A 12,566-nucleotide genomic window follows, 5' to 3' on the forward strand; every position below is an offset into this window, starting at 1 on the left:
ACTACCGCGCCATCCTGAGTAAAATAACCAAGACTGATTCTCAATTCTGGATAAATGCAAAGAAGACCGTCTGGCGTTACAAACACCGGACAGTCCTCAACACTTAATCATTAACCAGCAATTTACTATTCTACTTTAAACAACTCTTGCTCTTCTATTTCCTCTTGTTCCTTATCCTTCTCGGAAGGCTCAGGAACAGCCGTAGTCAGATTGCTCGCTTCACGGATTTTGTTCTCGATAACACTAGCAATCTCCGGATTCTCCTTCAAGAATTGCTTCGCATTCTCACGTCCTTGGCCAAGACGGTCACCTGCATAAGAATACCATGCACCACTCTTATCCACGATATCGAGGTCCGTTCCGATATCGATTAGGCTTCCCTCTCTAGAGATGCCTTCACCGTACATAATATCAAGCTCAGCCTGTTTGAAAGGTGGCGCTACCTTGTTCTTAACAACCTTAATCCGTGTGCGGTTACCCACCACATCGTTCCCCATCTTGATGCTCTCAATTCGACGCACATCCAAACGAACCGTCGAGTAGAACTTCAGAGCACGTCCGCCTGGAGTCGTCTCAGGGTTACCAAACATAACACCAACCTTCTCACGAAGCTGGTTGATAAAGATGGCAATCGTTTTCGATTTATTAATAGCACCCGACAATTTACGAAGAGCCTGGGACATCAGACGAGCTTGCAGACCCACGTGGGAGTCCCCCATGTCGCCTTCAATTTCAGCTTTTGGAACAAGCGCAGCAACCGAGTCAATAACGATGACATCCACTGCACCACTGCGTACCAGAGCTTCCGCAATTTCCAACGCCTGCTCACCCGTGTCCGGTTGGGAGAGCAGCAATTCATCAATATTAACGCCCAGTTTACTTGCATACGATGGATCCAGAGCATGCTCGGCATCGATAAATGCAGCCTGTCCACCAGCCCTCTGAACTTCCGCAATAGCATGGAGGGCTACTGTTGTTTTACCGGAGGATTCCGGTCCATACACTTCAATAATCCGGCCTCTAGGCAAGCCGCCGGTTCCTAAAGCTATATCCAATGCCAACGATCCGCTCGGCACAATCTCAACTTGCATGTGGGTGGATTCACCCAGTTTCATGATGGAACCTTTTCCGAACTGTTTCTCTATCTGACGAAGCGCCATTTCCAGCGCAGCACGACGATCTGACAATTGTTCCACAACCCTTCACTGTTGATAGTCATATCATACCTTGTTTTGACACGTTTGCCAAGCTTTTTTTCGAACATACATTCGTTTTTTTTTATTCAACGCCCCTTCCGGTATATGCTCCATCCCCTATGTATAAAGAACAAGAACCGTGGCAACATCATTCGATATGCCACGGTTCTTCCGTATTTCCCATTATACTTGGAACTGTTCGTTAATTCAAGAAGAGGTACCAAGCAAGGTGTAAATTATTTACTTTTTTTGAAAAGCGGATATCTCTATTTTTGCAAAATTAATCTTGTTTGGAGGCAACAAGACGCTGCCAAAGCCGGCAGAGCAGCGCCTTTGTCGCACGGAGCCGGATCGTCTCACGGTTACCCTGGAGGTGCAGCTCATGCACTTCTGTTGCTTTTCCCCGTTGAGACAATCCGATGTAAACAAGACCTATAGGCTTGCGTTCAGCGTACCCTGGACCTGCTACGCCCGTTACCGATAAACCAAAGTCGCTGTCGGTTACCATTCGAACATGATCTGCAAGCGCTTCGGCAACCTCCGCACTGACGGCTCCCGGCGCATCATCCCCCTCGAGCAGCGCATGCGGGATATGCACAAGCTTCTCCTTGATCTGGTTAGTGTAACAGACGATCCCGCCAAGGAACATCGATGCGCTGCCGGGGATGGAGGTCAGCGTCTCTGCTACAAGGCCTCCCGTGCAGCTCTCCGCGGCGCTCAGCGTCCAGCTATGATCTGCCATCATATCCACGATAACCTTCTCAATGGGCACATCCTCGTTAGCATACATAAACTCAGGGCCTCTCTCTTGGATCCGGGCTTCCAGTTCATTCAACCGGACCATCGCCTCAGCCTCGCTGGAGGCCTTCGTGGAGATTCGGACGGTGACCTCCCCTTCCTTGGCATACAATGCAATCGTCGGATCGGTCTGGGCCGTAATCAGGTCTTCCAGGCGCTTATCAAGCGCGGACTCCCCGATGCCTGCGAATTTGAGCATCTTCGAATAGATGGGAAGCTCTCCCGTAAGCACATGCTGCAGAAGCCAAGGCTTGGCCTCCTGTTCAAACATCGGCATCAGTTCTTTCGGCGGTCCCGGCAACACAATATAATGAGTGCCTTCATACGATACCGCGTTCCCGACGGCGAGGCCTGTTTCGTTCGGAAGCGGAGTCCCTCCCTCGATAGCCAGGGCCTGGCGCCGATTGTTCTCGGTCATTACGGATCCCCGTTCTTGGAAGAAACGTTCGATCCGGTCCATAGCCATCCGATCAATATGCAATGAACGATTCAGAAAGGATGCGAGCGCATCCTTTGTCAGGTCATCCTGTGTGGGGCCCAGGCCGCCGGACAGAAGCACGATATCGGCTCTGCTGCTGGACAGCCGCAAGGTCTCCTTGAGCCTCTCCATGTTATCCCCAACAACGGTTTGATAGTACACATCGATTCCCATTGAGGCAAGCTGTCTGGACAAATACTGTGCATTGGTATTCACAATCTGTCCAAGGAGAAGTTCGGTTCCAACTGCAATGATTTCTGCTTTCATGATTCGTCGATCCTCCTGTATCTTCTATCTCTTCACAATACTCGCCACTCGCCGTCACAAATTTATTACCCTGCGGAAGAAAAAAGCAATAGGATAGCTCCTATTGCCGTTATGCCCCGGTACCTTTAAGAAGATGCCTGTTCTGGACAAAATATTCGATTCCCGAATAGATCGTAATTATCGCGGCAGCCCAGATTGCAATGACATCAAACGGAATTCCCAAGAATACAAACGGGAAATTATTGATCAGAAGCGCGACAATTGCCACAATCTGAATCACCGTCTTGATTTTTCCTGATTGACCTGCTGCAACGACGGAACCTTCCAGGAGCGCAATTTGTCTCAAGCCAGTAACCGCGAATTCTCTGCTGATAATGACAACAGCAATCCATGATTCACATTTCCCCATCTCCACAAGCGATATGAGGATAGCTGCCACCAGCAGTTTGTCCGCGAGCGGATCCATAAGTTTACCCAGGTTTGTCACCATATTGTTTTTCCGGGCCAAATACCCGTCAATCCCATCCGTGCTTGCAGCAAGTATGAATATCAAAGCCGCAATCAATTGGTTATAGGGCAGGACAAAATCATTCCATACAATAGGAGCCGGATAAAAATCGAAATCCACCAGCAGAAAAATCATCATGACAGGGATCAAGCAAATGCGGGCCAACGTGATACGATTGGGTAAATTCATGGGGCAACCTCCCTTGCAACGGGTTGTCTTGAAATTTTCGCAGACCCCGCGACTGTTAACCATCTGTACTTCAATAGGGTCGCTCTTCCCAAGAGCCTAAAGGGTTTGAAGCGTGAAGCGCTGTCTGTCATATTCATCCCCCAGTGATCTATGTATACGTTAATCCTTATATATCGTTTTTTAGTATAATATTTCCGTTGACGCCCTGTCAAAAGAAACAACCTGTCCATCCAATCCTACGTGAGCCTGTGACGGCGTTTATTTGAAATTGGTGAACTGCAGGTCCAGAGAAAGATCCGCTTTGCGAAGCAGCTGCATGATCTGTTGAAGATCGTCCTTGTTTTTTCCGGTTACCCGAATTTGGTCACCTTGAATCTGACTCTTGACCTTCAGCTTGGAATCACGGATCAATATATTGATCTTTTTCGAATTTTCCTGATCGATTCCTTGCTTTAAGGTCAAACGCTGGCGAACGGTACCCATGGAAGCCGGCTCGATCTTGCTGTACTCCACATTTTTCAGCGACAAGCCCCGTTTCACCATCTTGGTTTGCAAAATATCAATAACGGCGTTGAGTTTATACTCATCATCGGATGCAATGACCAGTGCGTCCTTGTCCAGCTTCAAGCTGCTCTTGCTGCCCTTGAAGTCAAAACGGTTCTCAATCTCCCGCTCCGCCTGATTAACCGCATTACTAAGTTCCTGCATATCCATTTTGGATACGATATCAAATGAATTTTCTGAAGCCATGGTGAATCCTTCCTTTCATTAACGATAATGCTTCTATTATAGGTAAAACATAGAGACAAGTCTAATCCCATTAAGGATCAGCGGGTGACCTGGAACGAAAAAGACTCCGCTTATCGCCAACACCCGGCGAAAACGAAGTCTGCTCCTTCAACTGCTAGCTTTCTCATCATGCACCGGACGGCGGAACATGCTCAATATACCAAGCAAAATATGTGCCAGTCCAAAGCCTAATATGCCATATCCCCAGTCGCTTGGAATCAAATAATAGCCCAAGAGGCTGACGATGACGCCTAATCCGAATATAATCCAGTTGACCGTCACAGAGCAACACCTCTTCCATAAAGCGAAATAACAGCATGCAGCTGCATGCTGTTATGATGGCCTGGAGGTGAGACAATTATTCTACATCCGTAGTGCCTGTAGAGTCAGTAGTACTGGTATCCGTAGTCCCTGTGGAACCATCTGCCGGCTCCAGCAAGATACGCGACGTTGATTTCCCATCTGTTACGGGCTGGCCGCCAACCGTAATGGTGGTTGCAGCGGAATTCCCCGATTTCACGTAGAGTCCCTGGCTATCCAGGTCAAAGCTGAGCGCAGCACCATTCTCAAGCATTTGGAAAGCCAGCTTCTCCCCGGAGGTATTGTAACCACGATACACTTCTACCCAGCTCTTTCCTTCACTTGTTGCCACAATTTCAACCTTCACAGACGAGCCTGATACCTTAAATACGGTGTTCTTGCCTTCCGTCCGGTCCTGCGTCACCGTAGTTGCTCCAGGCGTTGTATTCCCTGGTTCATCGATGTCCGTGCCATCTGTTCCATCCGTTGCGTCTGTTCCTTCACCGTCTGTGCCTTCGTTACCTGTACCGTCCGTGGCGTTATCGCCGCCCTGCGCTCCGTCACCTGGCGTGGCGGGATCCGTATTGCCAGAATCTTCCGGCTTTTGCGCTTGATCCGTCTGCGTCTGGTCATTATTGCTTACCTGAGGTTCATCCTTAGGCTCATTCGAATTGATTGCCACCAAATAAATGACGACAACGATCAGAATCGGGAATGTCCACATCAGCAGAGTAGGCAGCCACTTCATGTTCCGTTCGGCTGAAGGTCTGGTGGCACGCTTTTGAATAACCGGCTCCATGGTCGCTTCCGGTTCGGATTTAGGCACATCCTGTTTATGGCCTTCAAGCAGTTCGTCCGGGTCAATCCCCACCGCTTCCGCATAGGTTTTGATGAATGCCCGCACGTAAAAACTGCCGGGAAGTACTTTGTAATCCCCTGCCTCGATGGCTTCCAAGTATCGCTTGCGTATTTTTGTCATTTCCTGCACATCATCAAGGCTCATCCCTTTTTGTAGACGCGCCTCCCTCAATTGCTGTCCCAGTTCGGACATGCCATCACCTCCTACTTTAGAATTTCGTGGTCAAAGTCAAAAAAATATTATAAATCGTCACTATAAGAGCCCGTGAACGTATCATAAACGATTTCCTCTTCCGGATTGTTTCGCAATTCGATTATAATGTCGAAATCATCATAGGAATATTCGGATTCGCGAACAAAAATATCCGGATGCTCGATCACCTTCGTGCTCCCCATCCCCATAATATCCTGCAGGAGTTGATAGTGGCGCTCATTCGATCGGATCGTGCTGACAATCCCGTCAATGATGAAAACGTTGTTCGAGTTCATCTCGTCCTCAGAGAGTTGACTGCGAATGGTTTGGCGGAGCAGCGTAGAGGAGACAAACGTCCAGCGCTTCATCGCGCAGACACTGCCAGCGATAATGGACTCGGTTTTGCCGACGCGAGGCATTCCGCGAAGACCGATGACCTGATTACCTTCCCTTTTGAACAATTCACCCAAAAAATCAACAAGTAAACCGAGCTCATCACGCGTAAAACGAAACGTTTTACGATCATCCGAGTCCCGGTCAATATATCGTCCATGTCGGACAGCCAAAATATCCACCAGTTTTGGGGGTCTCAAGGCTGTTACCGTAATATTTTTCATTTTGTTTAACATTTTGCCCATCAGGATAATTTTTTCTTCATCATCCGTTTCCAGCAGCATTCCGCGAGTTTGGCCTTCAACGCCGTTAATTGTCAGGATGTTGACCTCGAGCATACCTAACACGGATGCAATGTCACCGAGCAAACCAGGTCGGTTCTTATGTATCTTGTATTCCATGTACCATTGATTCGATTCCACAAAGACACCTCTTTGCACTTCTTTTCCATCAATATTCGACAAATTTCAGCGAAAATCGCACGCAAAAACAGGTCAAATGAAAAATGGGTCACGTTAATGATATATAAAATAAAAATGAAAGGCAAGTATTAACGATGACATGAAAATTACATTCTTTTTTCTTGACAAAAAGCCCCCGTTGGCGGGGGGCTCTTTGCAAGAGGGTTATGCGTTGTTCTTGGCCAGTTTCACCATCAGACGCGCGATAACGTGGCGTTCTTCCTCGTTACCTACATCCCACAATTCTTTCAGTGCCCGGTTGGATGAGTTTTGCGGATCAACCTTCTCATCAAGGAAATCACCAATCTCATAAGCCAGCTGAGAAATGGTGTCTTCACTCATACCCGCTTTCTCGGCTTGAACGACACGATCGCCCAGGAATTTCTTCCAAGAATCAAAGTTTTTGATTACGGATGACATGAGTTAAATCCTCCTTTTGCGTGGTGGCAATTCAGATTTAAAGTAACAATAGTAATATGTCCCCGTAACCAATACCTTATGAGTGGTGAATTGCACCACGAACGACGATCAGGTCACCCAGCCGCCATTCGGGCTGATCACTTGCCCGGTAATGTATCCCGACTCGGGCAGCGCCAGAAAATACACCAGTGATGAAATCTCATCCGGCTGTGCCAATCTGCCGACCGGAATCTCATCCTCCAGCATGCGGATTTCATCCGATTCCAGATGCCCCAGCATGGACGTATCCACCGCGCCGGGTGCAACGGCGTTCACCGTCACGCCTGATGGGGCAAGCTCCTTCGCAAGGGCCTTCGTAAAGGAGTTAACGCCGCCCTTGCTTGTTGAATACAATACCTCGCAGGAGGCACCCGATAAACCCCAGATCGAGGACACATTGATAATCCTGCCAAAACGCTGAGAGATCATACGCCCCATAAACGCCTGGGAACACAGAAACATCCCTCTCAGGTTAATGGACATCAAAGTGTCCCACTCTTCTTCCGTCACGTCAGACAGAAGCCCATAATGGGATACCCCGGCGTTGTTTACCAGGATATCGGGCTCCATATCATGACTCTGTAGCTTCTCTTTCATGCGCAATATCTGCTCTTTGTCGCGAAGGTCCGCAGATACGGTTAATACCTTAGCTCCATAGCCCATACAGCGACGGGCAACTTCATTGGCCGCTTCATGCGAATTCATATAGTGAATAACCACATTCATGCGTACCGAGGCAAAGCGCTCGGCAACAGCCGCACCAATGCCTCTGCTCGCACCGGTGATCAGCACCGTCATTTCCCCGATCGGTTTCAGTTCTCTTCCCATGTCTTGCTTCATTACGGACTCACAACGATTGATACGGCCAATTGATCCCAATCGACATGCTCCTGCAGGCGGCGGTTTACATCATCAATGGTAATGGATTCATAAACCGAAAGAACCTTGAAGAAATCCACCCCGCGGAATTGATAGCGAGTGAATTCATGAGCAATGTTTTCCGGGGAATTGAGCATACGCAAGTATCCGCCCATTTTCTTTTTGCGGGCACGTTCAAAGTCGGAGACCTGAAATCCGGTTGCCTTTAGCTTATCCACCTCTGTGCGGATGCGCTCCAGCAGGTGATCCGGATCCTTTGTATCTCCGCCAACCGCAGAGAACGCATACTGGGGTGAACTGTTATACTCATGGCCGAAGCTGTCGGAAATCAAATCTTCGTCATATAACTGCTGATACAATTCCGTACTGGATCCGAACAGGAGATCCATCATCAGCTTCGTTGTCAAATCGCGTCGCAGCTGCTCCTCGGCCGTTAAACCGACCTGCTTCTCCTTGAAGCCGAACAGGCATTTCGGAAGTGATACAGCCAGGCGGCTCTCTCTCCGCTTCTCTTCAACTCCCTGCGGCTCCGGGTCGAATAAACGCTCAATGGAGCCTTGCTTCTCATACGATTTCGCGGCTTGATTCGAACGGATCAGGTTCATCGTTTCTACAGGATCTACGCCACCCACCACGAACAGCAGCATGTTGCTCGGGTGATAAAACGCATTGTAGCACGTATACAGATCTTCCTTTGTAATCGTCCCGATGGATTCAACCGTACCGGCAATATCAATATGCACCGGATGCACCTTATACATCGCTTCGATCAGACCGAAGTATACGCGCCAATCCGGATTGTCCTGGTACATGTTGATTTCCTGTCCGATAATCCCTTTTTCCTTCTCCACGTTCTGATCGGTAAAATAAGGGTTCTGCACGAAATTGATCAGTGTCTCCAAATTTTCATGGATGTTCTCCGTGGCAGAGAAGAGATACACGGTCTGGTCAAAGCTTGTAAATGCATTCGCCGAGGCACCGTTCGAGGCAAACTTGGCAAAAATGTCGCCTTCCGGCTCCTCAAACATTTTGTGCTCGAGAAAATGCGCAATGCCATCAGGAACGCGAGTTTCGGACTCGCCTTCGACCTTGAAATGGTTATCCACCGAACCGTATTTGGTTGCGAAGGTCGCATAAGTTTTCTGGAAGCCGGGTTTAGGCAGCACGTACACGTGCAGCCCGTTATCCATCACTTCGTAATACAGCGTTTCCTGCAGGTTGTCATAATGAATGCTCTCCACCGGCTATTCCTCCTTTTGACCTTTCAGGAAATAGATCGTATCCAGCGAAAATGCCGCAGCCGCCTGCTTCACATCATCCACTGTAATGCCTTCCACCTGCTGCAGCAGCTCATCCGGCGTACGTTCCCGGCCTGACAGCGTTCGATTGAAGTCATAGGCAATCATCTCAAAGGCCGAATCCTGCATTTCCTTAATTACGTTGCGAATCATCGCTTTCGTTTGGGTCATTTCGATATCCGTAATGGCACCCTTAGCCATGTCATCAAGCTGTTGGCGAATAATTTGGACGGCCTTCTCGAAATTTTGAACTTCGATGCCGGACTGAATGGTAGCAATCCCTTTATGACCGTCATATCGGGACGACGCGTAATACGCCAGACTTTCCTTCTCCCTCACGTTAACGAATAGCTTTGAATGCGGGTAACTTCCCAAAATCCCGTTATACATGAGCGCAGCGGCATACTCATCATCGCCGTAAGTAATCGTGCTTCTCAGGCCCATGTTGAGCTTGCCTTGATTAATGTCCAGCTTCTCCACAACCGTCTGCGTCTCGCTCGCGACCGTTCGTGTGGTGGAAGGGACATAATCCTTACTTCCGGTTCGGTTCAGTTTAAAATGCTCCTCTACGAGCTTCTTCACCTCATCCAAATTCGTATCGCCAACTACATACAGATCAAGAACAGATTCATTAAGCCAATTCTGATAGGACTCATACAAGCCTTCCGGCGTGATACCATCAAGATCCTTCCGTTCTCCTAACGGATGCAATCGATACGGTTCGTTCTTGCACATGACCTCAATGCAGCGTTCCGCGGCGTAACGAATCTTATCATTGACGATGGACTCCAGCTTCTTGCGGACCGTGTCACGCTCGGTCTGTACATAAGATTTGCGGAATGCGCCATTCTCTAACACAGGCTGGGTGAAAGCTTCACCCAAAAAAGCAAATGAAGAGCGCAGCAGGCTCTCCGGACTCTTAACAAAAGAGTCATTGATCGTATCCATGCGAAAGTGCACGATCTGATAATCGCCACGCTTATACACGTCAAATCCAAATCCGGCGCCATATAACTGCTCCAACTGCTCTCGGAATGCTCTTGTTTCCGGGTATGAAACGGTTCCTCTGCGCAGCACAAAAGGTGTAAGCGCGGTCGAGGTCACGGTTTCTTCTGCTAATGGACTTCCGGCGTAAAGCGATATCGCAAATGTCTTGAATCGGTTGGTCGGCAACACGTGAATTCGTATTCCTCCGGCCATACCGTGTTCAAATTCCGTTTTCGTCAAGGTCCATATCCCCTTACATCATGGATTGTCGTTGCCATAATTTACTTCATAGATAACTTTCATTCTAACCCATTGCAAAGTGAAGAAGCAACCGAAGACAGGCCCCGGTTGCTGTTGTTTGCGGCTTACATACAGAAGATATGTTGACCGATGGTTTTGACTTGAGGGCGGGTCCATATCCATGGCGAGGTCGCTGTTTTCGGATTAAAGTAATACAGACAGCCCCCTGTCGGATCCCAGCCATTTAGCGCCTGCTCTACGGCTTTCCGCGCCTGCTCGTTCGGCTCAAGCCATATTTGACCGTCAGCTACAGCGGTAAAGGCTCTCGGCTCAAATATAACCCCATGCGGCGAGTTAGGGAAGCTTGGAGATTTCACTCGATTGAGAATAACCGCCGCTACGGCAACCTGGCCTTCGAACGGTTCTCCGCGCGCTTCACCATAAACGGCATTCGCCATGATCCTTAAATCGTTGTCTGAAAGTCCCATGGTATTCGAAGAGGCTAAGTTGTTATTGCCGCCTTCCTTGTTGGAGGCACCGCCGCCCGCACCGGCCGCTGCTCCGCCCCCACCTTCATGAAGCTTCGGAGCGGTCGGACGGAAATCCTTGGTTGCATTATACAGTTTAAGCTTGACCTTCGGACCTACGATACCGTCAACCTTCATGCCAAACTCCGATTGGAACCATTTAACGGATCCTTGGGTTTTGGAACCGAATACGCTATCGATTTTGCCATGATAAAAGCCCAGGTATTTCAGACGGCCTTGCAGCTCATACACATCTTCGCCGGTAGAACCAAATTTGATGGTCTGCTGGCTAAAGGTTGGCAAAGCTTCCTGAAGATTTGAATGATCTGCTTTAAGGCCTCCCTGAGCGAAGACAACGGCAGATAACAGGATCGCAATGCTGATCAGAATCCAGATTCTTGAGTTTTTCATGCTGCGCTCTACCTTTCTCTTGTGGTTTAACAAGCCTCGCTACCGTTATTATGACAAGCCTGCCAGTTTCCTATGCACCTGTTCGGCGAGAGGAGCGAACGAAGACGGCACATCATTGAAACACAAAGAGAGCTGTTCCTCTAAGGAACAGCTCCTTGTCGTTCGGAGTAGAGTTAACGATCCTGCACCGATTTATTCAGATGTTCTGCCAAGTTCTACACACGCCATGACCAACGCTCCGACCCCATGAAGATCATTCTCGCATTGCTGCCTTTCCACATAGTGCTTATAATCGCCGACACCTGTGCCGATGCAGATTTTAGGCATAACCAGATGCCCCTGATCATTCATATATACGGATTGGGCCAGGCCAGTATATCCGTGTCTTGCGTGCGAGATCAGGGAAGAATCCAGGTAACCGAGACGGATTCCTTTGGCTAAGGTATATATGAAGAGACTGGAGCATGAGGTTTCCAGCCAATTGTCCTCCCGGCCCCCTTTATCTATAACCTGATACCACAGCCCGGTCAGTGGATCCTGATAACGCACCAGCGCCTCACTTAATTCGCGGAGCACGACAGCCAGTTCTTCCCTCGCCGGATGATCCTCAGGCAGTAAATCAAGGAATTCCACGATCGACAGCGCGTACCAGCCTAACGCGCGTCCCCAAAATTCCGGGGATTGTCCGCTAACCGGATCTGCCCAAGGCATCGTTCTGCTCTCGTCCCAAGCATGATAAAATAACCCGGTTGCCTGATCCTTGGTATGGGAACGCATCAGCCTCTCCTGGAACAGCACCTCGTCAAATAAATGCGGCTCGTTATACTGCTGCGCATATTTCATTGTGAACACGCCACCCATATACAAGCCGTCCAGCCACATCTGGTAAGGATAGCGATCCTTATGCCAGTATCCTCCATCCGTGGTCCGATTCAGCGTAGATAACAGACGGAGCAGTTTATCTGCGGCAGCCCTGTACCGATGTTCGGGACATACAGCATCCAGCTCCATCAGGAGTTGGCCCGCTTGAACGGAATCCAGCTCCCCCCGCTCCAGCAGCAGATTCCCGTTGGAGTCCACCAGATGATCGACATAACCCTTTACGTAATCCAAAAACTTTGACTCACCGCTAATTTTCCACAATTGTGACATGCCAACCAGAAATACGCCCTGGTGGTAATGCCACCGCCCTGCAGGCGGCAGCTGCTCCGGCGAATACGTTCCCATGATCGATTGACAAGCCTTGGTGCCAAGTTGTAGGGGTGATAAGGTTAACGGTCCTTGCTGCTGAATAGGATTGGACATATGTGCTCCTCCTCTTTTTTCTAACCATCG

Annotated in this window: 13 protein-coding genes; all 13 read right to left on the minus strand. The window is 49.1% G+C overall.

Features of this window, described 5'->3' with window-relative positions; all coding sequences use genetic code 11:
• Window positions 1-125 precede the first annotated feature (125 nt).
• The 13 genes from recA to MKY48_RS21455 all read right to left on the minus strand — a co-directional run bounded on the left by recA (window position 126) and on the right by MKY48_RS21455 (window position 12,536).
• Complete coding sequence (recA, locus tag MKY48_RS21395; protein WP_076324928.1) at window positions 126-1,187, minus strand: recombinase RecA; 1,062 nt, start codon at window positions 1,185-1,187, stop codon at window positions 126-128.
• 289 nt (window positions 1,188-1,476) lie between these two features.
• Window positions 1,477-2,739, minus strand: a complete 1,263-nt coding sequence (locus MKY48_RS21400; protein WP_339290812.1) for a competence/damage-inducible protein A — start codon at window positions 2,737-2,739, stop codon at window positions 1,477-1,479.
• Window positions 2,740-2,848: 109 nt separating this feature from the next.
• Entirely contained in the window at window positions 2,849-3,436 is a 588-nt protein-coding gene (gene pgsA / locus MKY48_RS21405) for a CDP-diacylglycerol--glycerol-3-phosphate 3-phosphatidyltransferase (RefSeq protein WP_076324930.1), read from the minus strand.
• Window positions 3,437-3,694: 258 nt separating this feature from the next.
• Window positions 3,695-4,186, minus strand: coding sequence for a YajQ family cyclic di-GMP-binding protein (locus tag MKY48_RS21410; protein ID WP_076324931.1), 492 nt, complete (start codon window positions 4,184-4,186; stop codon window positions 3,695-3,697).
• A gap of 147 nt (window positions 4,187-4,333) precedes the next feature.
• Window positions 4,334-4,507 carry a DUF4175 domain-containing protein gene (locus tag MKY48_RS21415; protein WP_146746999.1) on the minus strand — a complete coding sequence of 58 codons (174 nt, stop codon included), beginning with the start codon at window positions 4,505-4,507 and terminating at the stop codon, window positions 4,334-4,336.
• Window positions 4,508-4,583: 76 nt separating this feature from the next.
• Complete coding sequence (locus MKY48_RS21420) at window positions 4,584-5,576, minus strand: helix-turn-helix domain-containing protein (RefSeq protein ID WP_076324932.1); 993 nt, start codon at window positions 5,574-5,576, stop codon at window positions 4,584-4,586.
• 47 nt (window positions 5,577-5,623) lie between these two features.
• Complete coding sequence (locus MKY48_RS21425; protein WP_076324933.1) at window positions 5,624-6,391, minus strand: DUF3388 domain-containing protein; 768 nt, start codon at window positions 6,389-6,391, stop codon at window positions 5,624-5,626.
• Between the two features lie 204 nt (window positions 6,392-6,595).
• Complete coding sequence (locus MKY48_RS21430; RefSeq protein ID WP_076324934.1) at window positions 6,596-6,850, minus strand: DUF3243 domain-containing protein; 255 nt, start codon at window positions 6,848-6,850, stop codon at window positions 6,596-6,598.
• A 108-nt stretch (window positions 6,851-6,958) separates the two neighbouring features.
• On the minus strand, window positions 6,959-7,729 hold the full coding sequence (gene fabG, locus MKY48_RS21435; RefSeq protein ID WP_339293541.1) for a 3-oxoacyl-ACP reductase FabG: 771 nt from the start codon (window positions 7,727-7,729) through the stop codon (window positions 6,959-6,961).
• A complete protein-coding gene (locus MKY48_RS21440) occupies window positions 7,729-9,009 on the minus strand; it encodes a pitrilysin family protein (RefSeq protein ID WP_339290813.1) in 1,281 nt (426 codons plus the stop codon). Before MKY48_RS21440 ends, fabG begins: the two co-directional genes overlap by 1 nt.
• A 3-nt stretch (window positions 9,010-9,012) precedes the next feature.
• A complete protein-coding gene (locus MKY48_RS21445) occupies window positions 9,013-10,293 on the minus strand; it encodes a pitrilysin family protein (protein WP_339290814.1) in 1,281 nt (426 codons plus the stop codon).
• A gap of 125 nt (window positions 10,294-10,418) precedes the next feature.
• Complete coding sequence (sleB, locus tag MKY48_RS21450; protein ID WP_339290815.1) at window positions 10,419-11,231, minus strand: spore cortex-lytic enzyme; 813 nt, start codon at window positions 11,229-11,231, stop codon at window positions 10,419-10,421.
• 192 nt (window positions 11,232-11,423) lie between these two features.
• Window positions 11,424-12,536 carry a glycoside hydrolase family 88 protein gene (locus MKY48_RS21455; RefSeq protein WP_339290817.1) on the minus strand — a complete coding sequence of 371 codons (1,113 nt, stop codon included), beginning with the start codon at window positions 12,534-12,536 and terminating at the stop codon, window positions 11,424-11,426.
• Window positions 12,537-12,566 lie beyond the last annotated feature (30 nt).

This window comes from Paenibacillus sp. FSL W8-0187, from assembly GCF_037969755.1.
Classification (GTDB): domain Bacteria; phylum Bacillota; class Bacilli; order Paenibacillales; family Paenibacillaceae; genus Paenibacillus_AQ.

Coding starts and splice junctions, on each gene's coding strand:
- MKY48_RS21400 (WP_339290812.1), bottom strand. CDS start 2,739: ATGAAAGCAGAAATCATTGCAGTTGGAACCGAACTTCTCCTTGGACAG.
- pgsA (WP_076324930.1), bottom strand. CDS start 3,436: ATGAATTTACCCAATCGTATCACGTTGGCCCGCATTTGCTTGATCCCT.
- MKY48_RS21410 (WP_076324931.1), bottom strand. CDS start 4,186: ATGGCTTCAGAAAATTCATTTGATATCGTATCCAAAATGGATATGCAG.
- MKY48_RS21420 (WP_076324932.1), bottom strand. CDS start 5,576: ATGTCCGAACTGGGACAGCAATTGAGGGAGGCGCGTCTACAAAAAGGG.
- MKY48_RS21430 (WP_076324934.1), bottom strand. CDS start 6,850: ATGTCATCCGTAATCAAAAACTTTGATTCTTGGAAGAAATTCCTGGGC.
- fabG (WP_339293541.1), bottom strand. CDS start 7,729: ATGAAGCAAGACATGGGAAGAGAACTGAAACCGATCGGGGAAATGACG.
- sleB (WP_339290815.1), bottom strand. CDS start 11,231: ATGAAAAACTCAAGAATCTGGATTCTGATCAGCATTGCGATCCTGTTA.
- MKY48_RS21455 (WP_339290817.1), bottom strand. CDS start 12,536: ATGTCCAATCCTATTCAGCAGCAAGGACCGTTAACCTTATCACCCCTA.